The following is a 23215-nucleotide window of genomic DNA, read 5'->3' as shown; positions in this document are numbered from 1 at the left end:
CGCCTGAAGACTGTCCGGCGGCGAACAGAAAGGAACCTCTGATGCCCGACAAACCGGCACCACTGACTCACCTTCCGGAATGGCGGGTTCTGGCCCAATTCAAGGATAAGCTGGCCGGAACGCCGATACGGGATCTGTTCAGGGACGACCCGCAGCGAGCCCAGCGGTACCTGGTGAGCGGCGCCGGTCTGACCCTGGACTTCTCCCGCAATCGGCTTACCGATGCCACCTTCAACGCGCTGATGGACCTGGCCCAGGCCTGTGGCCTGGAGCAGCAGCGAAACGCGCTGTTTGATGGCGGCATCGTCAATCGAACGGAAAACCGCCCCGCCCTGCACACGGCATTGCGCCAACCCCGCGGCCAGGACGTTCGGGTACACGGTAAAAACATTATTCCGGAAGTGCACGCCACACTCGACAGAATGGCAGAGCTGGTGTCCGCCATCACCGAGGGCCGCCATACCGGTTATACCAACAAACCCTTTACCGACGTGGTGAGCATCGGTATCGGCGGCTCGTTCCTCGGCCCGAAACTGGTGGTGGAAGCCCTGAAACCCTTCTGGCACGGCCATCTGAACTGCCACTTTGTCGCCAACATCGACGGCACCGACATCGCCGAAACCTTGAGGTCGCTGAACCCGGAAACCACCTTATTCCTGGTGCAGTCGAAGTCGTTCCGCACCCAGGAAACCCTGGATAACAGCCTGTTGGCCCGCCAGTGGTTTCTCGACAAGAGCGGCAGTGAGCCAGCGGTGGCCCGGCATTTCCTGGCGGTGACCGCCAACGTGGACGAAGCCATCCGGTTTGGCATCGACCGCAACAACATCTTCCCCATGTGGGACTGGGTAGGGGGCCGCTACTCACTCTGGTCGGCCATCGGCCTGCCCATTGCCCTGATCATCGGCATGGAGCACTTCCGGGCGCTGCTTGAGGGCGCTCACGCGATGGACTGCCACTTCCGTGAACAGCCAGCAGCCAGCAACCTGCCAGTGATCATGGCCATGCTGAGCGTCTGGTACAACAACTTCTGGGATGCACAGAGCCACGCCGTTCTACCGTATGACGAATACCTCAAGCATCTGCCGGAGCACTTGCAACAGCTGGATATGGAAAGTAATGGTAAGCGGGTAACCCAGAACGGCAACGCGGTGGATTACGAAACCGGGCCAATCCTGTGGGGCGGCGTTGGCGCCAATGGCCAGCACGCTTACCACCAGCTGATTCACCAGGGCACACGGCTGATTCCGGCTGACTTCATCATCCCCTTACAGTCCCACAACCCGGTGGAACATCACCACGCTACCCTGTTTGCCAACTGCCTGAGCCAGGCCAGCGCGATGATGGCCGGGAAAACCCGGGCCGAGGCGGAACAGGAACTGTTGCAGGCGGGCCTGGCCTCGGCTGACGCAAAAGCTCTGGCACCCCACAAGGAAATCCCAGGCAATAAACCCAGCAATATTCTGGTGATGGACAAGATTACCCCGACAACCCTTGGGGCCGTGATCGCGCTGTATGAGCACCGCACCTTCGTGCAAAGCGTGATCTGGGATATCGATTGCTTTGATCAGTGGGGCGTGGAACTGGGCAAGCAGATTGGCAACCAGATCCTGCCCCGGCTGCTCGGGGATAAATTCGAAGGCACCGCCGGCGACAGTGCCACCGACCAGATGATCCGGCTATTCAGGTCAGCCAACCGCCCGTGAAATCTGGCGCCCCTGCCAGCTGAAGTCGACCGGCCAGAGCTTCTGGTCACGCTGGTAGTCCTGCCAGAGCTGCTGGTAAGTTTGCCGGCAGGCCGGATGCATTTCCGCCCCGGCAATGTCTGCCAGCGGCCGCAACACGAAAGCGTTCTTGAGAATCTCCGCCCTCGGCAGCTCGACACCGTCGACCACCCCGACAGAATCATCATAGGTCAATATATCCAGGTCCAGGGTTCGAGGGCTGAATTTGGGCGCAGATCGGGTTCGGCCGTTGTCGGCTTCCAACTGCTTGAACCGGCGGGACAGCTCTCCCACCGAAAGCCCGGTGTCGATTCCCACCACCAGATTGAGGAAATCGGAACCTTCAAAACCGACGGATTCACTCTCGTAAACCGGCGAGATGGTCAAATCTCCAAACCACCCTGCCAGCGCGTCCAGTGCCACAGTGACATGGCGGTATCGCTCGATGTTAGTACCAACACTGATGTAAACCCGGCTCATGCCCGCGTTCCCCGCACAATCCGGACGCCCACGGAGCGCGCAGCCGGCACGGCCCCGGGCTTGTTCAGGGTCAGCCGTAGCCAGCGAACACCAAATTCCGACTGCAACAGCGCAGCAATCTCCTCCGCTGCCCGTTCCAGCAGCTGGGGTTTCAGGGTTTGCAGGCATTCACTCACCCGCTCACTAACGGCCGCGTAATCCAGTGCATCGGCGACATTGTCGCTGGCCCCGGGCGCACGGTTGTCCCAGGCCATTTCCAGATCCACCAGTATCCGCTGGGTGATTTCCCTCTCCCAATCGTAAACGCCGATCACGGTGTCCACTGCCAGGCCCTCGATGAGCACTGTGTCTACCAAACCTTCTGCCAAACCGGACTCCCAGTGTGTTCCACTCAAGGCTGATTGAATAATATGCAGGCAAACGATAGTGTGGGAGTTTGCCTGTGTACTGAGCTTCAGGGCGGGCATTTTCTCACAGAACACCCGGCGCCGTCTGCGCGCCCGTGATATGGCCATGAACCTGACCAGTAACCCAGTTCTGATTGTCGCACTCTGCTTCGGCGCCTACCTGGCCGGCTCCGTGCTGTTTGCCATCCCGGTATGCAGGCTCTGGCACCTGCCTGACCCAAGAGCCCTGGGCTCCGGCAACCCCGGTGCCACCAACGTATACCGGGCCGGTGGCTGGCAACCTGCGGTGGCTACACTGGTACTGGATGCATTCAAAGGCTGGCTGCCAGTGTGGCTATCACACATTGCGGGTATGTCGATACTGGTTCAGGCCATGGTGGCACTGTGCGCGGTCACCGGCCACATGATCCCCCTGTTCTATCGTTTCAAAGGCGGCAAGGGCGTGGCCACAGCACTCGGGGCCGGTTTGGCGTTGGCTCCGGTGACCACCGGTATTATGGCGCTGCTTTGGCTGCTGATCATGTGGCGCTGGCGCATTTCAGCGCTGGCCTCCCTGGTGGCGGTTACCAGTGGGCCGGTTATCAGCGCGCTGATTGAGCCGGAAACCCTGCCACTGTTCGGGCTGCTGACCCTGCTGATCGTTGTGCGCCACCGCAACAACCTGATCCGCCTCGCCCAGGGTCGAGAAACCGGGCTCTGAAGCCCGGCCGGGTTAATCAACCAGGCCGTTCGCCCGCGGCTCGTTAACCGGCGGCAAGGTATTCATCGGCCAGCGCGGCACAGACACAATGCGCTCACCGTCCCTTTGACCGCTCTTGAGCCGCTGGGCACCGGCATACGCAATCATCGCGCCATTGTCAGTACAGAACTCCGGGCGGGCGTAAAACACCGAGCCATTGAGTTTCGCGGTCATCTTTTCCAGCCCTGCCCGCAGACGCTTGTTGGCGCTTACTCCACCGGCAATAACCAGGCGCTTGCAACCGGTTTGCTCCAACGCCCTCCGGCACTTGATAGTCAGGGTATCCACTACCGCCGCCTCAAATGCCAGGGCGATGTCTGCTTTTACCTGCTCATCGAAGGCACCGTTATCTTTCGCATCGTTCACCGTGTTCAGGGTAAACGTTTTCAAGCCGCTGAAGCTGAAATCCAGCCCGGGACGATCCGTCATTGGCCGGGGGAAGCGGTAGATCCCCTCGCGGCCCTTTTCCGCCAAGGCTGCTACCCGGGGGCCTCCCGGGTAATCCAGCCCGAGCATCTTGGCGGTTTTATCAAAGGCTTCGCCGGCGGCATCATCCACCGATTCACCCAGCATCTCGTACTGACCGATACCATCTACCCGAACCAGCTGGGTATGACCACCGGACACCAGCAGAGCAACAAAAGGGAACGCCGGCGGATTGTCTTCCAGCATCGGCGCCAGCAGGTGCCCCTCCATGTGGTGAACCCCCAGCACAGGAATACCCAGGGCAAACCCCAGGGCATGGGCCACCGACCCACCCACCATCAGCGCCCCGACCAGGCCAGGGCCGGCGGTATAGGCTATCCCTTCAAGATCGTTACGATCCCTGCCAGCCTTGGCCAATACCTGATCACACAGCGGCAAGAGCTTGCGAACATGGTCGCGGGACGCCAGCTCAGGCACTACCCCGCCATAATCCGCATGCATAGCAATCTGGCTGAACAGCGCGTGGGCCAGCAAGCCCTGCTCGGTGTCATACAGGGCAACGCCGGTTTCGTCACAGGAGGTTTCAATACCAAGAATCAGCATAGTCTGGGCCGCGTCCGAAATGGGAATGTGGAACTGGCGGCATTTTAGCAGAAACCCGAAAGGCTCCGGCAGTTTCGTTGAACAGTCATTGACCTGAACATATCCAACGGCTATCATTGCCGCCCTAAATTATGCACTGGTCGAGTTTTAGCCAATCTGACCAGGTATCGAGCCCGCGTGGCCAAGGCCGGCGGAACCAATTGAAACCGAATCTATCAGGTAGGTGATTTTCGAATGCCAGCTGTTAAAGTGAAAGAGAATGAGCCGTTTGATGTAGCACTGCGTCGCTTCAAGCGTTCCTGCGAGAAGGCCGGTGTACTGTCTGAAGTACGTCGTCGTGAGCACTACGAGAAGCCGACCGCTGTTCGTAAGCGTAAAGCAGCTGCCGCCGTTAAGCGTCATCTCAAGAAGCTTCAGCGTGAGCAGCGTAAGTTCGAGCGTCTGTACTGAGTTCAGCGCGCATCGACAGCAAGACTGATTGCCGGAACGGCGTTTCGCCTTCTCCGGCAAACTGAAAATGCCGCCGAGGCCTGGCTTCGGCGGCATTTTTGGCTATGGTGAATACCGGTTTGTATCAGGCACCCCGACTGAAGTGGAGCCACCATGAGCGGACTGATCCCTCAACGATTTGTTGAAGACCTGCTTGATCGGATTGATCTGGCAGAGCTGATCGGTAGCCGCATCACCCTCAAAAAGGCTGGCGCCAACTACAAGGCCTGTTGTCCGTTTCACGACGAAAAAACACCGTCGTTTAACGTTCGTCCAGACAAAGGCTTTTACCACTGCTTCGGATGCGGCGCTCATGGCGATGCCATCAGCTTTATCCGCGAATTCGACGGTCTGGGCTTTACCGAAGCCGTAGAAGAACTGGCGAAACGGGCCGGGCTGGAAGTGCCTTATGACCGCGCTGCGCGACAGGAAATGCAACAGGCCAGAACCCTGACCGACGCCCTGGATTTCGCCAGCCGCTTCTACCACTCGGCCCTTGGCAGCCAGCAAGGCGCTTACGCTCGGGACTACCTGAAACAGCGCGGCCTGGACGATGCCATCATCGAGCAGTACCAGATCGGCTTTGCGCCCGGCACCGGAACGGCGCTTTTTGACGCCGCACCGAAAGATCTGAAAGAGCCGTTACTGGAAACCAAAACAGTTTCAGACAAGTACGGCCGAACAAGAGATCTGTTCCGCAATCGGGTGATGTTTCCGATCCGGAACACCCGGGGCAAAACGGTGGCCTTTGGCGGCCGCACCCTCGGAGACGACAAGGCCAAATACATCAACTCCCCGGAGTCGGATGTGTTTCATAAAAGCCGGGAGATCTACGGCCTTTATGAGGCCCGGCAAGCCATCCGCCAGCTGGACAAACTGCTGGTGGTTGAAGGCTATATGGACGTGATCGCGCTGGCCCAGAACGGCATACACGATGCAGTGGCAACCCTGGGCACCGCAACCAACCAGGACAGTCTGACCGCCCTGCTAAGGCAAGTCCGGCACATTGTGTTCTGCTTTGATGGCGACCAGGCCGGTTTCCGTGCTGCAGACCGCGCCATGGAGAACGCCCTGGAACTGATGGCCGACGGCCTGCACCTGCAGTTTCTGATGCTGCCACAGGGTGAAGACCCGGACACACTGATCCGGAAGGAAGGCGCAGACGCCTTCAGACAGCGGATTGAGGCGGCAACGCCCCTGTCACGTTACCTGTTCGACCGGCAGAGCGAAGGTTTGAACCTGGAGTTGCCGGAACACCGAGGCGAACTGAGAGCCCGGGCAGAACCGCTTCTGAACAAGATGCCCCGCAGCACACTGCGGGACGCCATGTGGCACGAAATGATGCGCCTGTGTGGCGGCCGGAAGCCCTGGCAGGAGCGGCCTAAAGGCAATGACTTCAAGGCCCGCGGATGGCGCGGCGAGCGGCAGAGCCGGCCGACAGAAGAACGCATAGATGTGAAGCTGAGCAAAGACAGCACGCTTTGCCTGGCACTACTGGAAGCACCGGAAATGGCGGCGGAAGTCAAAGCATTGGCTGACAGCAACCGCCAGCTGGAGCAGGCCGGGCGGTTCGCCCGCTGGCTGATGGAACAGAATATCAGTACCCGCAAAGCATTAGTCGCGGGGCTGGCAACGGACAAACAGGCCAGAGACAGGTTCTACAACCTGTTTGATGGACTGGAGCATATACCGGCCCGGGAAAGCATACTGGCAGCCGCCAGAGAACTGCTGAGCCCGAACGAAGAGGCCGCGCGCCAGCAAAGACTGGCAACCCTGCTCCGGAATCTGGCCACGCTCACTCCGGAACAGCGGGAAGAGCTGAGAACGCTCAGCAAGGGCAACGCAGATTGAATCCTGCGTTAAATCCCGTTGCTGGGGCATGACCACTTGAAACTGACGCCACTGATCACCATCTAACCATTCGGTGGCACAGCAGATACGCGGCAGCTATAATGGCTGTTTAACTTTTTTCCTCTTTAAAAGCGAGTTCACAGGGTGTCTATGTCAGGCAATTCGCAGAAATCACGTTTGAAAGACCTCATCGCACGAGGCAAGGAACAAGGTTACCTGACTTACGCCGAGGTAAACGACCACCTACCGGAAGATATCGCAGATCCGGATCAGGTTGAAGACATTATCCGGATGATCAACGACATGGGTATCCAGGTGTGCGAAGAAACACCCGACGCCGATACCCTGTTAATGACCGAAGGCGACTCCACCGCCGACGAAGCCGCCGCTGCTGAAGCCGCCGCCGCTCTCGCCGCCGTAGAAACCGATGCCGGCCGCACCACCGACCCGGTACGCATGTACATGCGTGAAATGGGCACCGTTGAACTGCTGACCCGTGAAGGCGAAATCGTGATCGCCAAGCGCATTGAGGAAGGCATTCGCGACGTCATGGCCGCCGTAGCCCACTTCCCCGGCACCGCCGGCACCGTGATTCAGGCTTACGATCGCATCATCGAGAACGAAGGCCGCATCAGCGACATCGTTACCGGCTTCCTGGACCCAGACGACGCCGAGCCGTTCATGGGCGAAGACACCAGTGAAGACACCTCTGCTGACGATAACGACAGCAGCGATGATGACGACGACACTTCAACCGAGGAAGAAACCGATAACGGTCCGGACCCGGAAGAAACCCGCCTGCGTTTTGAGTTGCTGAAAGAAAAACTGGATGCCGCCGACAAGGCGCTGGCCAAGCACGGCCGCAGCCACAAGAAAACCCAGGAAGCGCTGAACGAATTGGGCCAGGTATTTGCCCCCTTCAAGCTGGGCAACAAGGCGTTCGACGAGCTGGTAAACGTGGTTCGCTCCACCAACGATCTGGTGCGGGAGAACGAACGGGCCATCATGCAGATCTGTGTACGCGACTGCAAAATGCCGCGCAAAGATTTCATCAAATGGTTCCCGGGCAACGAGACCGACCTGGAATGGGCGAAAGAAATCGCGGCCACCAAGAAGCCATACGCCGCCGCCATTGGTGAGCGCATCGACGAGATCGTGCGCCTGCAGAAGCGCATCCAGAACGTACAGACCGAAGTGGATCTGGACGTAGTCGATATCAAGGAAATCAACCGTCGGGTGTCCATCGGCGAAGCCAAGGCCCGCCGCGCCAAGAAAGAAATGGTCGAGGCCAACCTGCGACTGGTGATTTCCATCGCCAAGAAATATACCAACCGTGGCCTGCAGTTCCTGGACCTGATTCAGGAAGGCAACATCGGCCTGATGAAGGCCGTGGATAAGTTCGAATACCGCCGTGGCTACAAGTTCTCCACCTACGCCACCTGGTGGATTCGCCAGGCCATTACCCGCTCCATCGCGGACCAGGCCCGCACCATCCGGATTCCGGTGCATATGATTGAGACCATCAATAAGCTCAACCGTATCTCCCGCCAGATGCTGCAGGAAATGGGCCGCGAGCCCACGCCTGAAGAGCTGGGCGAGCGCATGGACATGCCGGAAGACAAGATCCGCAAGGTACTGAAGATCGCCAAAGAGCCGATCTCCATGGAAACCCCGATTGGCGACGATGAAGACAGCCATCTGGGCGATTTCATCGAAGATATCCAGGCCCTGTCGCCGGTGGATTCCGCCACTGCCGAAGGCCTGCGCGAGGCGACCCGCTCGGTGCTGGCCGGCCTGACCGCTCGCGAATCGAAAGTACTGCGCATGCGTTTCGGTATTGAAATGAACACCGACCACACCCTGGAAGAAGTCGGCAAACAGTTCGACGTAACTCGGGAGCGTATCCGTCAGATCGAAGCCAAGGCCCTGCGCAAACTGCGCCACCCTTCCCGCTCCGATCACCTGCGCGGCTTTATTGACGACCAGGGCAACGGTTAATCCGCAAGACAGTAGCGGGCGCCACCCCTCGTGGGTATAATGGCGCCCGCTTTCCTTTTAGGGCCTATAGCTCAGTTGGTTAGAGCAGGGGACTCATAATCCCTTGGTCGCTGGTTCGAGTCCAGCTGGGCCCACCATATTTCAAGCACTTACATCACTTCCCCCCCCTCTCCTCGCTAGGTGTCAACCAAACGTCAACGGCGCTTTTTTACTGCTAACCTGGACGATACGACTCTGAGGTTCTGTTATGCTTCCGGGCTGATATACGGGGGTATCCATGACCGAAATATACAGGGACACACCAATGGCGAAAGCCATTTTCGAAATGTTCGATAACCTGGCTGACTTCCTGGAAGATCGAGGAGCAAAGCCTGGTAGCTGTAAGGCGTATATTTTCGGCGGGTGTGCTCTCCACCTCCATACTAACGCGCGTGGTAGCAGTGATCTGGATATTGAACTCGAAGCTATGGAGAGGATTTCTCCAAATGAGCTGGTCCTTGCGCTGGATGAAGTCTTTTTTGATGATCCGGAAACCGGCCCCTCATCTATCGTATTCGATCCGAATTTCACTCCGACCCTCGCACCGTTGCATGAGGATTACCAGGAAGACGCCATTTGGCTTAACCGGAACGAGGAAGACTCACCGATCTGGGTCTACCTGGTTCAAAAAGTGGACCTGGCTGTTTCGAAACTCGGGCGCTATGGAGACCAGGACATCGATGATATACACACGCTGTTTGACCATGGACTCTCCATCGAGGAGTTCAAAAACCGTGCCGAGGAGGCCCGTAAGTACTTTCCCGGCAACCTCGACAGATTGACAGGGAATATCACCCACGTTATAAAAACGTATACAAAGTGATCAACGCGGATATTTCATGAATTCCTTACTTAACGTCGCACACAAAGGACTCGACCGTGTGACAGACCAAGAGGTTGTAAAAGCAGCCCTTGAAGTCTGGCATCAGGGCTATGTCCCGACGCTTTCAGGGTTGCCCCTAGAAGAGCGACGCCTGGCCGGCTATCTGGTTGACCGTTTATCCAGGTTCAACTGCCTGAGTGCCGAGCAGAAGAAAGAACTGCAAACCGTCGCCTCTGATGCGAAGGCGAACCTTCCTGAGCGTTTGTCACGGGAGCGTGTCGACGGGCTGGCCCGATCCTGGGGGCTCGATCACGATCTCAGGCCGTTTATGAAAGCCTTACTCCCCTTCCAAACCCGGCACTATAAGCGCGGTCTCGATAAAACCGCTGCCTGAAGATACCACTTAGTCCGAAGGGCCCTGGACTAAGGGGGCGTCGGATACGTAGAAACGGCCACACATGAATTTTGGTCCCTGGTTCGAGTCCAGGTGGGCCCAACACTACTTGCAGCTTTCTTCCCTCTCCTAAAGCGAACTCCATCGTTTCAAATACTTTTCGATTTTTTCCCAGTAGAACCCAACTTTTATACCAGATGGTAGATGCTCCGTTTGTGTCGCTCTCCTACTCTGTTCGGGCACTTAATTCCGTGATCAGAATGGATGTCGACCATGAACACAAAGAAGAATCTTCTGGGTTTAGCAGTTTTAACCACCTCACTGGCGCTGGCGGGTTGTGGTGGTTCCAGTTCCTCTGGGAATCAGCAGGTGGAAGAGGATATGACGCCGGATGAGCCGACTTTCCCGGCAGCGTTTGCGTTCAGTCAGAATCCGGCGACGGCGCTGGATGAGATGAAGGAGTTGCCTGAGAAGGCGTTTCCGGCCGAGCTGTATAACCTCTTACGCCAGCAGCTCATTGAAGGCGGCACTGCGTCGAGCACAGACAGGCTTTCGTTTTGGATTGATACAAAAGATGCCTTCACCAACTATCAGTGTGGCGTAGGCACCTTTGGCGCTCTAGCAACACAGCCTGACCCAGCCGTCGGAACACCCGCCAATTCCTTTCAAGTGTCTTCCAAAGATACTGCGAATAACGAAGAAGAGCTTGGGGCATACCCGGATGGCGTCGGTACGGCAGCGCTCTTCAGAGAAGTCGCCCTTCTGATCTTCAATGATTGTGAACTCGTCGACCCGGCCGATTCAAGCACCGTCGTCGCCACGATTAATGGCCAGGTCGCACTTATACGGGAATGGGTTGGAGAGAGCAGCAACGGGGATATGGGTAACAGCCGTATTATCATGGATAACTTCCACTTTAACTTCGGCACGTCTGGCCTTGAAGCCAGAGAGCCGGTTGTTGTGACCAAGGGTAACACCACCTACAGCTTGGCTTTTGGCTTTACCGAAACCCATGTCTTTGGCGAGTTCTCCCAGGCCCAACAAAACGCACTGAGCAATTTTGAATACGCTCAGCCGTTCAGATCACGCCTGTTCCAGCAGCGTTTAGCCGATAACGACTTCAAAGGCATGTATGCCTTCGATGCAGCGAACCTGAGCATCACCACCACACCCAATGGTGGCACAGCATCGCAGGTGCAGTTCAACAACTTTGCGTCTGTTTTTGTGGCCCCAACTGAGTTGGGTAACAACACGCCAGACGATATCTACAAGTTGTACGTCGAATCACCCTACCGCGGTGATGAAAATGCCGAAGCTAGCTCTATCGTATTCGGTAGTGATGAGGACGCCGAAACGGTCTTTATCGAAACCCTGTCAAACGGTGGCAATGATAAGTTCATTACCGCGGACTTTGAGTTTGTTGGAGACGAAGCCAGCTTCTTGAGAGGCAGATCAGACCAAGCGCGGCTGGATTGCCCAACAAGTGCCACGATTGGCTATTCCTCTACACCCAGCGCACCAATGGTCGCGGGCATCAGTTTCCTTTTAGATGGCAACTCGCAGGAAACGACTCGCGTGTATGTGGATGAGAACAATACTCAAACCAACCGCGATCCAGCTGTGGCAATATCGACAGCAAGTGAAGATAACGTCTGTCGCGATGGCGAAAATGGCCCAACCAGGTTCATTCCTCTTCCGGGGCTCGGGCCAATTTCCTATGATCCATCCGTGGTGATTTAACTAGTCTTCTTGCGGCCGCCATTGGATTCTCAAGTCCGTGGCGGCTTGCCTGAACCATTTCCAACTCACCTCATCCAGCCATACACCTTGGCATTGATCATCCAAAAGGCACTGTCGCGCCCAGGCAATCCGTTCGGCCGTTTTATCGGGCAACGGCTGCCAGCTCAACCCATCCCAAAAAAGCCCCTTGTGGCTCACTCTATCCCCCCTACCCCAGGCATCACGCTCCCGCCCTTCAACGTAGCGAATCTCAACCGGCTTTTCCGGCAGCATCCTTCCGAGCAATTTGCCGTACAGGTGGGCAGCGGTGGTCTGGCCAATATCCGGCTGCGCGTTCACTTCGATCACCCAGGCGCCGATATCACGCCATGAATGACTGATGTCCGGCATGATCAGATCAATGCCGGCCAAGTCCAGGCGGCACAATCGCGCTACTTTGGCTGCTAGCTCGGCGTTGTCCGGGTGAATGTCGGCGTAGACCGGAACCGGCTGGCCACCGGCGGCGACATTCGGTAAATGCGACAGCACAACAACCTGGCCTGTTGCCGGCACACTGGTTGGCTTGAGGTTCTGAGCGTTGAGCAAGTCTTTCGCGGATTCCGCACCAGGCAAAGGCTTGAGCGGGCTGAGGCCGGTGCCGGAACGCTCCGGCCGGGCGTTTTCACGCTCTATTAATCTCGAAACAGTGTCTTTTCCATTACCAATCACACTGGCGGGCACTCGCTCTATCGCCCATACACATTCTCCGCGATGCACGGTTAATCGATAATCCCGACCCTGCACCTGAGGCTGAACAAGAACCTGATCGGTTAGTTCCCGGCACTGCCGGAAGGCCTCCGCCAGCGAAGGCAGGTCTTCCAGGTACAGATGAACGCCCTTACCACCGTCCAGATCGGCCGGCTTGCACACCAAGGGAAAGCCCAGTGCCTCGGCGACAGGCTTCAGCTGCACCTCCTCCATGATCAGTGCCTGCCTGGGCACCGGAATGCCCGCCTTGGCAAGGAAGTCGCTGGTGGCCGCTTTGTTTCTCACCAGATTGGCCGACATCACCGGGGTTGAGGAGGTAAACGAGCTGTCGAACCACACACCGGATGCACCAATGCCGATCTGAAACATGTGATGCCCCAGACTAACCACTGGCAAACGCGCCTCGAAAGCGGCGAAGAGAAACCTCGAGATGTTGGCCGAGGTCGGGGCACAGTCAGCCAGGGGCTTCATGACGGTTTCAAGGCTGGATATTGCCTCACGAACAAGGGTGTCGGTTTGGGGGGCCATGGACACCGTCAACAGCCACTTCAAAAGCGATAAACTGGCGTTCTCCGTACCCTCGTATGAGGGGAAGTACACCAGGTAGTAATTGGGCATATCCGGCGAAGGCAAAGCCTTCGGCGCCTCGAATACCGGCAACCCGGCGAACCGCACGATTCGATGGTGCCAGTACCCAAGCCATTCCAACCAGGTCTCAGGCCCGACGGGGTGCCCTGAAGGCTTCGGTAATCGGCCAAAGCCGGGTTCCGGAAAGGCGCGTTCGAGCAAAGTGACAAAAGCCCGTGAGACCGGCTCCGAAGCATTCGAAGGCGGGCGGATGTTCACGCAGAAGCCAGGCTGACGGGTCACATCTGAACCACCGTAATAGCGCGTAACCGGTGGCTGCATATCCCAATCGGGTCTCTGCAGCATTCAGTGCTCCTGCGGGTTGGGGACGCATTTGCGAGCCACCACTCGGTAAAGGCGCCATGGCATTTGCACAGATTCTTGCGAATCAATACTCGGTTTGATGCCCAGGTAACTTCTGACGGCCTCAAGGATCAGGCTGTCTGAAACGCCCTGCAGACGAAACAAGCCACGGCAGAATTCGCACAGTTCGATCTTACTGGCGAATTGCCAGTGGCAATCCACCATACCCGCTGACAGGACATCCCATTCTGATGGTTCGAGCTGTAAAACGAACTCAGGCCCGAGATAATCGCCTTTATGCCCCATGCCGTTGTATTCACCTACAAACTCGTCGAGAAACCGGGCTTCAGGAGACCCTGACCGGACATCCAGCACAGACAGCAAACCATGGGGTACCAGTGTGCGGTGACACGCATTCAGAAAAGGGCGCTTATCCAGACAGTGATGGAGCCCCGCCAGGCTTATAAACGCATCAATCGATAGGTCCGGGAAAGGCAAGTCAGCCAGATCGCCACCTTCAGCCGGGCCGGTATTAAAGCCAGAACTGGGGTCGAAGCTATGGTACTCCACCGTTGCGGGCAGAAAACTCCGCAGGTACTCCCCGCCAGACGGCGCATCAGCTATCCGGAAGGCGGGACGGGCTGCAAGGTCTGCTATAAGGGGCTCTAAAGCCCGTTTAAACTCAAGCTCCCTCGCATGAGGCACAGTGAGCATGGCCTTATGGTAACTGCCACCCCGGTGCCGGAAAATTTCAGCGTAATCTGCAAGCACCTGTCCGTATCTCCCAGCGTTTTGAGCTAACATTAATGGGCCTGCCACCAAGCGGCATCTACCACATGGTATAAAGTGATCCGGAAATTCCCTGATTTCGTTTAACTGATGGGATATATCCGGTGGAGCCCGATGTCAGACACCAACCTCAAGGAACTCATCTCGGCCGTTGCCGCCAGGCAAGCGGAATTTGCCGACCTGATCGTCGCTCTGGCACCGGATCTTAGCTCACAGGCCATTCTGCCGACTGATCTTGCCCTGGAACTGTCTACGGCGCTGCACGACCTGGAAGAGCGTGCAACGGGCCACGACCCGCTATACAGACTGGTTAACGACCACACAGCCCCCGCCCTGGCTCTCAATGAGTCTGGCCAGGTTGTTGCTCTGAACGTGGGCGCGGCCCAGCTGTTTGATATGCAATCCGGTGATGGCTTGGTCACTCTGGGCATCAGCCCGGAGGCATTTCATCAGTTCAAGGAACGCCTCGCCTCCACCCAGGGCCCCACGTTGTTGAAGGCCTACCGAAAAGGCAGTGACGAACATACCCTGCCCCTGATTCTCGTGGGCATGTACCAGCAGAAACTGAAAACCTTCGTGCTGAATGCCTTGCAGCAACACTGGCCGGAATCCATTGATCTGGCGTTCGCAGATGTGTTCGGCCTGTCTGCCAGTGAACGCCATATCCTCGCGCTACTATCACGGGGCTGCTCGTCGGAAGAGATCGCTGAAGAGCGAGGCAGTTCGGTGGCTACCGTCCGGCAGCAAATCAAGAGCCTGTTACAGAAGCTGGGCGCTAAAAGTCAGGTGCAGGCAGCCACCATGGCCGCCTCTGCAGCGACCGCCATGGATACCGTGAAAGCGAAAGGGGATTTGCTGTCTGCCCATTACGACGATTATCCCATGAGTATTCATGAGGTGGCCCGTGATCACCGGCGAATTGGCTGGCGCCGGTTTGGCCGCCCCGGCGGGCAACCAGCGCTATTCCTCCATGGCCCCTCCTTCGGTGCCGGGGACTTTCCGGACGAACGGCGACTGGCTTCGCAATTTGGGCTGGATGTCATTGCCGTCGAACGCGCCGGTTATGGCAGGACCGAACCCTCGGACAAATCCGAAGACCCACTGGAAAGCCAGTGCCACGATATACTCGCCGTGCTAGGCTCCCTGTCGATCTCTCGGGTAACCATTCTGTCCCATGAAGTCGCCCTTATCCCCGCCCTTGCGCTGCTGAAACAGCCAGGCATAGCGATAAACGGCATTGTTTCCGTCTCCGCAGCTCCGCCTTTCAAGGAGCTGGAGCAGATTAACGCCATGCCTGCTCACCAGGCGATTTTCATCCAGGCCGCCCGCCACGCGCCTTGGCTGGCCAGGTTGATGGTTCGGCTGTTGATCCTGAGAATGAGGAAGCTCGGGCCGGAGCAGTGGCCCAAAGTGATTTTCGAGGGCGTGGAGCCAGATGAGCATATAATTCGCAAAAACTCCCTCAGACAAGGGGTGATCGCGGCCTACGGGTTTTATATCAATCAGCTCGGGGCCGGGTATCTGGAGGACCTCAGAATTATGATTCAGGATTGGGGGCACTTGCTGGACGCTCCGAACCTCCCTCTGACACTTATTCACGGCGACTGCAATGCCAGTACCCCGGTGCCTCACCTGAGTATTTTCCGGGGCATTAACCCTGACCTCACCATCGAGCTGGTTGAAGGCGAGGGGCTAACATTGGCGGTCTCGCAAACCGAACGGCTCTACAAAGCCCTTGCGACAATGGCAAACGCCTCCGGTAACCGACTCGCACGAGAACACGGATAGGTCCCTTTACAGCCACACCCGATCAGACGTCAGGTAACTTTACACACCTTGCATAAATCGAGACAAAAATCCCATATCGATCAATGCCCTGAAACCTTGGCCCGCCGATTGCTTGACCCTCTATGACATCCGTATGGAAACCCGACACTACACGCCCTTAAGGAATGGGTAGTGAAAAGATCGATACAGGGTGCCGTTGGTCACCGACAGGTGCTGATCTCAAGGAGTGTGTCATCATGAAAATCAAAACTATGTTATTCAGTGCGTTACTGGCCTTCAGTGTCAGTGGCAGCGCTTTTGCGTACACCATCGCGGGTGGTACAGACGTTGGAGGAATCGATTCATTCTTAGGAAAGATCGAAAACATGAATCCGTCGGACCCCGCCACGGAAGCAACGTGGGCATCAGGCATCGTTGGTACCACATTGACGTTTACAGGAAAATCAGATCCCGCGAGCTTTCAGGTCACCGTTGAAGACTCGGGTATCGTCGCGTTCAAACTGTTGACCACACCGTCCTACTTTCTGTTGAAAGACGCCCGCACACACGTTCTGTTCAAGAACGAGCCCAACATGGATTGGGGCGTGTTCCGGCTTCTGGACTACTTCAAGGACAAAGAAGATCTTCAGCTCAGCCATCTGACTGAGTTCAACGGCGGCACCGTTACCGTACCCGAGCCGGGCACGCTGGGCCTTCTTGGTCTCGGCATCCTGGGGCTGCTGACGGTTCGCCGGAAACTGCAACGCACTGCATAAGCAGCTAGAGTCGTTGCCGTCTCTTCAGAGCCCTCCTATCGGGGGGCTTTGTTTTTATGATCGTGGCCCACCATTGAAGTAGCTGTCAGGTTTCTTTACGCATCAAACGAAATTACCGCGCTCATCAACACACGGCTGCCCCCAAAATACGTGAATCTCATCACAAAACGGACAACTTGATCCCTCCCGCACTTCTCGGGCTGGCTCGCAAACCCAATGCCAGACAGTGACTTATATCAATCTTGACCCTCAAACGCCTCTTTACCTGTCACCAAAGCCACACCACCCAGTGCGCCGTCCAGCTTATGATCACAGAATAATGATAAATCGGTCACAAGACCGACAAGCGACTAAAAAAAACAACGGAGTATTACAATGCACGGCTTTGATTTCGCAGGTAAGCGGATTCTCTGCGCCTCTGTTTCGGCGATCAGTCTATCCCTGTCGTTACCCGTGTGTGCCAGCATGGGAAACCTTGGTACCACCTATGGCGTGATGCCCACTGATGTTGCCTCAGCGCAGGCACTGTCGATGTTTAATACACAAGTGTCTGCCACCTATTACAACCCCGCCTATCTGACCAAGGACCCCCGGGGTGAGCTCACTGCCGGCCTGCTGCATGCCGAACAGGAACTGCGCGCCAGCGGCCCAAACCGGGATGGTGACGTGGTTTCCAGCTCCCCAAGCCAGCACGTCTTGATTGGCATGAAAACCAATCTGGGCTCACTGACCCGTTTCGGGCACCCGCTTTACCTCGGTTTCATAGCGGGTGTGGAAAAATATGGAAAAGAGATGCTCGCGTTCTCGTCTGAAACATCCGAGACGGGGCAGTTTCTGCAGTACGGAAAAGAACCTCTGTTTCTTAATCTGGGCGGTGCCACGCGAATTTGGCGCGGTATCGACGCCGGGGTTTCGGCCAGAATCACACTGGAAGCTGAGGCCGAACTGATCGCCACCTCCAACCTGGCAGGCGATACGGAGAAAGAGAAGCTCAGCGTGAATGCCAAGCCGTCGTTGAAGAGCATTCTTAGCGTTAATATCGATTACGCAGATACCTTCTGCCCAGACCAGGCATGTTTCCTGGACGGATGGGAAACGGCGATTTCCTACCGCACCAAATCGACATCGTCTACCACCATATCGTCCAACGTGATCGTCAGCCAGACCATCCCAGCCCCGGGTTTGAGCTTGGCGGTTTCCACCATTGATTCCTTCCAGCCGGAAACGCTCAGTATTGGCACCCAATACCGGGGCGATGGTTGGCGAATCGGCGGTAGCGTTGAGCAGCAAAAGTGGTCAGAGCTTGAAAGCGTATTCGCCAACGACAGTGTAAAAGATCAACAGGGTGTTGCAGCCGCCAGCCGGATGAGGTTTGACGACATCCTCGTTCCGAGACTGGGTGGTGAGTACAACCTTAACGAAAACTTTGCGTTTCAAGCAGGCATTGCTTTCGAGGAGTCTCCACTCAAATCGGATCGCAATCCGGAAGTGAACTACCTGGACACAGACAAGATAGTGGTGGGCCTGGGGCTCAGTGCCACGTACGATCGTACCCGGCTGCTCGCCTACCCAGTTCGATTCGACATTGGCTACCAGTACCAACAATTACAGAAGCGCGATTTTACGATCGTCGACTTCAACGGCAACGAAGAAGCGGTCACGGCCGACGGCGACATCCACGTCGTCAGTGGCTCAGTTACCCTGAAGTTCTGAGAGGCGCACCATGAAAAAAACAATTCTTGCACTGTCAGTGGCAGGTCTCGGTTTGGTGGGTTGCGGTGGCGACAATCAGACCGTCAACCAGCCAGCCGCAGCCCCGGAACTGTATTTCGCCTATCCGGCCGACACTCCGGTTATGGCGAACGGGCAACAGCTTTTTACCAGTACGGTACCCGTGTCAGCACCCATTTTCCTGCGATTCACTGATCGAATCACCACTCCCGAGGACGAACTTGCCAATACCCTGTCCCTGAAGGATAGCCAGGGCAACGCCGTTCCATTAGGAGCTGCGACGTTAACCGCCGGCGACAAAGGACTGGCTGTGAGACCGCTTGAACCGCTATCCCCGCGACAGGTCTACACACTCACCGCAGACGGACTGGAAGTGGCGGGCCAGGCTGTCACACTCACAAGCGATGGCATCGTCTTCAAGACCGAACCGGCAGTCAAGGGGCCACTGCTAAGCCAGGCTGAGGATATCGACTTCCGAATTGCTCGATTTATCCCCCTTGATGACCACCGATACCCTGCAACCGACCTGTCGGTGCTTCGGGTTCAGTTTACCGAACCGGTGAAAGCCTCAACCTTGATCTATGGCGACACTTTCAGCCTGCGCGATAGCAGCGGTGAACTGGTGCCAGCTGAAGTGTACCTCCGGGGCCACCGGTTGACGATTGACCCGGACGACTACCTGGACCCTTCGCAAACCTATTCCATCGAAGTGACCGACGGCATTGAAAGTGAAATACTTGGCGCCAAACTGACCGTGCCGGCAGAAGCCCCCTGGACATTCCAGCCGCTGGACACTCGTTCGCCGAACGGCGAACGTCAGTTTGCCGCCCAGAAAGCGGCCACCAATCCCGGAGAAGTTGCCCTTTCCGGAGCAGAATTCAATACCGTGAACCTGCAATCGCAACTCCTGGGGGAGGAGAATCCTACCACTGCCAGCGGCGTGGTATTTGCTGAGCTGGGCTACATTCCAAAGTTCGAAAGGGAAGGCAAGAGTGTGCCCCTGGCGATAAGCCGGGGCTCACTGATGACGGGCTCAAGCGTGGAGGTCAACGTTGCCGGCGCTGTTCCTGCCGGCTTTGAGTCCGATGCCGTGAGCGTTCGCTTTATTTCGGACGCAAACGGGTTCCTGATGCCAAATCCCTACACCAACGCAGAGGATGCTCCCCGGCTTGTCGAACTGTTCATCGATATGGCCCTGAACACGGAAAACCCGACTGCCAACGCCGCATTCGCCCAACAAATGCTGCACGTTCAACTGGTGGGCACCGCCATCGTGGAAAACGGCACTTTGACCATTGAAGCGGTCGGCGTTATCGAACCCGACGTCATGGGAGTGGACAAGGCCTCAGGGTTGATCTCGTTCCGGCTGGAGGGCTTCCGCTTTGAGGCAGATGCTCCAACACAGGAACAGTTCGCGGACCAGGAGGCTCCGTTTGTTAAGAGTTGGTCACCTGCGGCTGCCGACGTGGACAAACTGCTTCCGGGCGACCCTCTTACGGTGTTCTTTTCTGAGCCTTTGCTCCCGAGCACGGTAACAAGCAGCTCCGTTACTCTGTATTCGGTGGACAATCCGAACGAGCCAACGCCGGCTTCGCTGACACTCAACGGATCGGCACTGTCAGTGGCACCGCATTCTCCTCTTGAGGGAGGCAGGGAGTACCGGTTGTCACTTTCCGGCAGCATCACCGATATTGCGGGCAACGCCCTGACGCCCACTGAAAAGATGTTTACTCGTCCGCGTACCAATCAGGACAACCCGAGCAACCAATCACCCGTGGTTTTAACCTCGTTGCCCGGTTACCCATGCGCCAAGGTTAACGTTCCGGCGAATCCGGAGGCCGGCAACCAGGGCCGGTGTGCTGGCGGCAAAAGCACAGATGATTTGCTGCCAATTCACACGCATCCTGGCCAGCAACCGATCATCGTGCGTTTCTCGCAGATCATGAAGAGCGACTCGATCATCGCTGACGATACGGTGCGAATGGACGAGTTCAAAGACGGCACTTGGCAAGCTTTCACTGACTTTGTCGTTGAGACCAGCCCACAGGAACTCAAAATAATTCCAAATGACGGCTGGCAATCCGGCACACACTACCGGTATCGCCTCGAGTCTGGTCAAGATGGCATCCGATCGGTCGCCAATCTTCCACTCCAGACCCAGGTACTGAGCCAATCCATTCGCACCCCGGTTCGGACCTTCGGCGGCCCGGCTATGGAGAATTACTTCGTGGGCGGCCCAGAGAATCCGGGCGTTCTGACCCCTCTGCGGAACCTCCCAACGGCCGATATCAATAGTGATTTTCAGATCACCAATCCTGAACAGAAGGTTCAGCCAAGCGAGTCTGGCACCTACGCCGCTATCGAGAACTCGGGGCAGGTTCGATACAAGCCCGGAAGTGTGGACAGCACGCTGGTCGACAATGCGAATATCGGATGCCGTGTCGGTCAGACTTGTGAACAAGAGAAGTTCATTTACATGACCGCGATGTTGGACGTTGCCGTCATCGGCCAACCGGATGATCAGGGAAGAGTACCGGTGAAGCTTTACCCCTCAGTGCTCTACACCTCAGAACTTGATGTGAATGTGAGCATTTCCGATCTGGTGGCCTGGCTCGTCGGCAAACATCACAGCATAAAGACCGGCCCGATGCTGATGCGCATGCGTTATGAAGGGGAACAACGGAACGAGTTGATCAGTGGCTATCTGCTTACCAATGCTGAGGGAGTGCTTACGTTCGAAACCGAGCTGGACCTCTATATGGATGCGCCTTACCTGAAGCCGGAAATCCCCCTGACGGAACTCGACCACAACATGCGGAGCTTTCCGATTAACAACCTCAAGCTCTCGGGGCCCGTCACCTTTCTGGACGATGGGCGCATGCAGATTGTGCAGAGAAACACCGCAACTGTTGACCTGCCGAATATCGTGATTGACGGGAACACCCTGGGCGGTTTGGGCAACATCCTCGGCTTAGGCCCCCGCACCTCGCTGGCGCTGACAATACCCGAACAGCAGCTTTACCTGAACTACATATCGCCATCTACTCAACAGTAAAACGCAAGGCCGGCACTCGCCGGCCTTTTCTTTTTCAGTACTCGCCCACCCTTCCCAGGCCATAGCGTCAGTACCGAGCGTTCATGCGTGCTGATGTCGAGCGCAGACCACATAGAAACATTTACTCACAAATCCCCAACAAACCTGACCCGAATTGATCTACACAGCTCCCTGCTTTTGTCTAACCATGTAAGTGGGAAATTCTGTGTTCAATTCGACGCAAATTTGCGTCATCCGGGCCAACGTCCCAAAAAGACAAGCGGGCTAATATCCAGTATAGAGGTGTAAATACGAAAAAACGGCCAGGATAATTGCCGGCTCATGAACACCTGAATGACAAAAATAACAGGAGCTTTACACATGATAGGTTCTCACCGCTTTGCCCTGCGGGCACTGTCCGTGGCCATTGTCACAACAACTGCCGGCCTTTCTTTCAATGCTCACGCCAGTATGGGAAACCTGGGTACCAGCTATGGCGTAATGCCCATTGACGTAGGCACTGCTCAATCGCTCTCCATGTTTAATGATCAGGTGTCCGCGACCTACTACAATCCTGCGTCACTGACCAGTGACCAGCGCGGCGAGTTGACCGCCGGCATTCTCCATGCAGAGCAGGAGTTGCGTTCGAAGAACCCCAATGCCGATGGCGACGTGCTATCAAGTTCTCCAAGCCAACACGTGTTGATCGGCATGAAAACCAACCTGGGCTCGCTGACCCGCTTCAAGCACCCGATCTACCTGGGTTTCGTGGCCGGCGTGGAGAAATACGGCAAGGAAATGCTGGCCTTCGGATCCGAGACCAGCGAAACCGGTCAGTACCTTCAGTATGGCCGTGAACCTCTGTTCCTCAATATCGGCGGTGCCACTCCGATTTGGCGCGGTATTTCCGTCGGCGCCTCGGTCAGAATCACTCTGGAAGCTACCGCCAACCTGGATGCGGTTTCTACCCTGGGCGGCGAAACCAGCCGTGAACGCCTGGCCGTCAGCGCCGAGCCTTCCATGAAAACCATTCTGGGTACCCGAGTCGATCTGGGCAGCACCTTCTGCCCAGACAACAACTGTTTCCTGGATGGCTGGGAGACCGCGTTCACCTATCGTACCAAGTCTTCGGCCTCCACCACCGTGGACTCCAACATCATCGTCACCCAGACCATTCCAGACCCGGGCCTGAGCCTCGCGGTGACTACCATCGACTCCTTCCAGCCTGAAACCTTCGCTATTGGCACACAGTATGTCGGCGACGGCTGGCGAGTGGGCGGCAGTATCGAGCAGCAGAACTGGTCGGAGCTTGAAGATATTTTCGCCAGCGACACGATCAAGGACCAGGGCTCTGTTGCTCCGGGCAACCGTATCCGGTTTGACGACATCCTCATTCCCCGCCTCGGCGGCGAATATCAGTTGAACGAGAACTTCGCGGTGCGAGGTGGCGTTGCCTATGAAGAATCACCGCTGAAAACGACGCGTAATCCCGAACTCAACTACCTGGACACCGACAAAATCATTGTTGGCCTTGGCATCAGTGCCACCTATAACCGAACCCGCCTATTGGCTTACCCGGTGCGACTGGACCTGGGCTATCAGTACCAGCAACTGCAGAAGCGCGATTTCACGCTGGTCGACTTTGACGGCAATGAAACCGATGTGACAGCAGACGGTGACGTCCACGTCGTCAGCGGCTCCATCACCCTGAAGTTCTGAGGAGAGGAAGGC

18 protein-coding genes and 1 tRNA gene are annotated in these 23215 nt (G+C 56.7%); 14 read left to right on the top strand and 5 right to left on the bottom strand.

Annotation, left to right across the window (positions count from 1 at the left end; all coding sequences use genetic code 11):
- Positions 1 to 41: 41 nt before the first annotated feature.
- Positions 42 to 1703, top strand: coding sequence for a glucose-6-phosphate isomerase (gene pgi, locus FIV08_RS02375; RefSeq protein ID WP_152437235.1), 1662 nt, complete (start codon positions 42 to 44; stop codon positions 1701 to 1703).
- On the opposite strand, the gene folK is transcribed toward pgi, so the two are convergent.
- Both folK and folB read right to left on the bottom strand, forming a co-directional pair.
- Positions 1686 to 2201 carry a 2-amino-4-hydroxy-6-hydroxymethyldihydropteridine diphosphokinase gene (folK, locus tag FIV08_RS02370; RefSeq protein WP_152437234.1) on the bottom strand — a complete coding sequence of 172 codons (516 nt, stop codon included), beginning with the start codon at positions 2199 to 2201 and terminating at the stop codon, positions 1686 to 1688. The genes pgi and folK overlap by 18 nt on opposite strands.
- On the bottom strand, positions 2198 to 2569 hold the full coding sequence (gene folB, locus FIV08_RS02365) for a dihydroneopterin aldolase (protein ID WP_152437233.1): 372 nt from the start codon (positions 2567 to 2569) through the stop codon (positions 2198 to 2200). The genes folK and folB overlap by 4 nt, the downstream gene beginning before the upstream one ends.
- A 145-nt stretch (positions 2570 to 2714) precedes the next feature.
- Between folB and plsY the strand changes: the two genes are divergently transcribed.
- A complete protein-coding gene (plsY, locus tag FIV08_RS02360; RefSeq protein ID WP_152439574.1) occupies positions 2715 to 3308 on the top strand; it encodes a glycerol-3-phosphate 1-O-acyltransferase PlsY in 594 nt (197 codons plus the stop codon).
- A gap of 12 nt (positions 3309 to 3320) precedes the next feature.
- Here plsY and tsaD read toward each other — a convergent pair whose 3' ends face one another.
- On the bottom strand, positions 3321 to 4376 hold the full coding sequence (tsaD, locus tag FIV08_RS02355; RefSeq protein WP_152437232.1) for a tRNA (adenosine(37)-N6)-threonylcarbamoyltransferase complex transferase subunit TsaD: 1056 nt from the start codon (positions 4374 to 4376) through the stop codon (positions 3321 to 3323).
- A gap of 234 nt (positions 4377 to 4610) precedes the next feature.
- Between tsaD and rpsU the strand changes: the two genes are divergently transcribed.
- From rpsU to FIV08_RS02320, 7 genes are all read left to right on the top strand, one after another.
- Complete coding sequence (gene rpsU, locus FIV08_RS02350; RefSeq protein WP_007153483.1) at positions 4611 to 4826, top strand: 30S ribosomal protein S21; 216 nt, start codon at positions 4611 to 4613, stop codon at positions 4824 to 4826.
- A gap of 153 nt (positions 4827 to 4979) precedes the next feature.
- Entirely contained in the window at positions 4980 to 6716 is a 1737-nt protein-coding gene (gene dnaG, locus FIV08_RS02345) for a DNA primase (RefSeq protein WP_152437231.1), read from the top strand.
- Positions 6717 to 6866: 150 nt separating this feature from the next.
- Entirely contained in the window at positions 6867 to 8714 is a 1848-nt protein-coding gene (gene rpoD, locus FIV08_RS02340) for an RNA polymerase sigma factor RpoD (protein WP_152437230.1), read from the top strand.
- A 60-nt stretch (positions 8715 to 8774) separates the two neighbouring features.
- Positions 8775 to 8851: transfer RNA gene (locus FIV08_RS02335), tRNA-Ile, on the top strand.
- Between the two features lie 167 nt (positions 8852 to 9018).
- Complete coding sequence (locus tag FIV08_RS02330; protein ID WP_152437229.1) at positions 9019 to 9576, top strand: DUF6036 family nucleotidyltransferase; 558 nt, start codon at positions 9019 to 9021, stop codon at positions 9574 to 9576.
- Positions 9577 to 9634: 58 nt separating this feature from the next.
- Positions 9635 to 9970, top strand: coding sequence for a hypothetical protein (locus FIV08_RS02325; protein ID WP_152437228.1), 336 nt, complete (start codon positions 9635 to 9637; stop codon positions 9968 to 9970).
- Positions 9971 to 10243: 273 nt separating this feature from the next.
- Complete coding sequence (locus FIV08_RS02320; RefSeq protein WP_152437227.1) at positions 10244 to 11710, top strand: hypothetical protein; 1467 nt, start codon at positions 10244 to 10246, stop codon at positions 11708 to 11710.
- Here FIV08_RS02320 and FIV08_RS02315 read toward each other — a convergent pair whose 3' ends face one another.
- Together FIV08_RS02315 and FIV08_RS02310 are read right to left on the bottom strand one after the other, a co-directional pair.
- On the bottom strand, positions 11711 to 13390 hold the full coding sequence (locus FIV08_RS02315; protein ID WP_152437226.1) for a hypothetical protein: 1680 nt from the start codon (positions 13388 to 13390) through the stop codon (positions 11711 to 11713).
- On the bottom strand, positions 13391 to 14158 hold the full coding sequence (locus FIV08_RS02310) for a class I SAM-dependent methyltransferase (protein ID WP_172972239.1): 768 nt from the start codon (positions 14156 to 14158) through the stop codon (positions 13391 to 13393). It abuts the gene before it with no gap.
- 132 nt (positions 14159 to 14290) lie between these two features.
- On the opposite strand from FIV08_RS02310, the gene FIV08_RS02305 reads away from it, so the two are divergent.
- The 5 genes from FIV08_RS02305 (at position 14291) to aupA (FIV08_RS02285) (ending at position 23203) form a co-directional block, all read left to right on the top strand.
- Positions 14291 to 15964 carry a LuxR C-terminal-related transcriptional regulator gene (locus FIV08_RS02305; protein WP_172972238.1) on the top strand — a complete coding sequence of 558 codons (1674 nt, stop codon included), beginning with the start codon at positions 14291 to 14293 and terminating at the stop codon, positions 15962 to 15964.
- A gap of 236 nt (positions 15965 to 16200) precedes the next feature.
- Positions 16201 to 16719 (top strand): PEP-CTERM sorting domain-containing protein, encoded by a 519-nt coding sequence (locus tag FIV08_RS19795; protein WP_228715479.1) that lies wholly within the window; start codon positions 16201 to 16203, stop codon positions 16717 to 16719.
- A gap of 375 nt (positions 16720 to 17094) precedes the next feature.
- Positions 17095 to 18432: an alkane uptake protein AupA gene (gene aupA, locus FIV08_RS02295; protein WP_152437223.1), complete on the top strand. Its 1338-nt coding sequence runs from the start codon at positions 17095 to 17097 to the stop codon at positions 18430 to 18432.
- A 10-nt stretch (positions 18433 to 18442) separates the two neighbouring features.
- Positions 18443 to 21505 carry an Ig-like domain-containing protein gene (locus tag FIV08_RS02290; RefSeq protein WP_152437222.1) on the top strand — a complete coding sequence of 1021 codons (3063 nt, stop codon included), beginning with the start codon at positions 18443 to 18445 and terminating at the stop codon, positions 21503 to 21505.
- A gap of 360 nt (positions 21506 to 21865) precedes the next feature.
- A complete protein-coding gene (gene aupA / locus FIV08_RS02285; protein WP_152437221.1) occupies positions 21866 to 23203 on the top strand; it encodes an alkane uptake protein AupA in 1338 nt (445 codons plus the stop codon).
- Positions 23204 to 23215 lie beyond the last annotated feature (12 nt).

Source organism: Marinobacter sp. THAF197a (genome assembly GCF_009363275.1).
Lineage (GTDB): Bacteria > Pseudomonadota > Gammaproteobacteria > Pseudomonadales > Oleiphilaceae > Marinobacter.
This window is presented reverse-complemented; position numbering and strand designations above follow the sequence as displayed.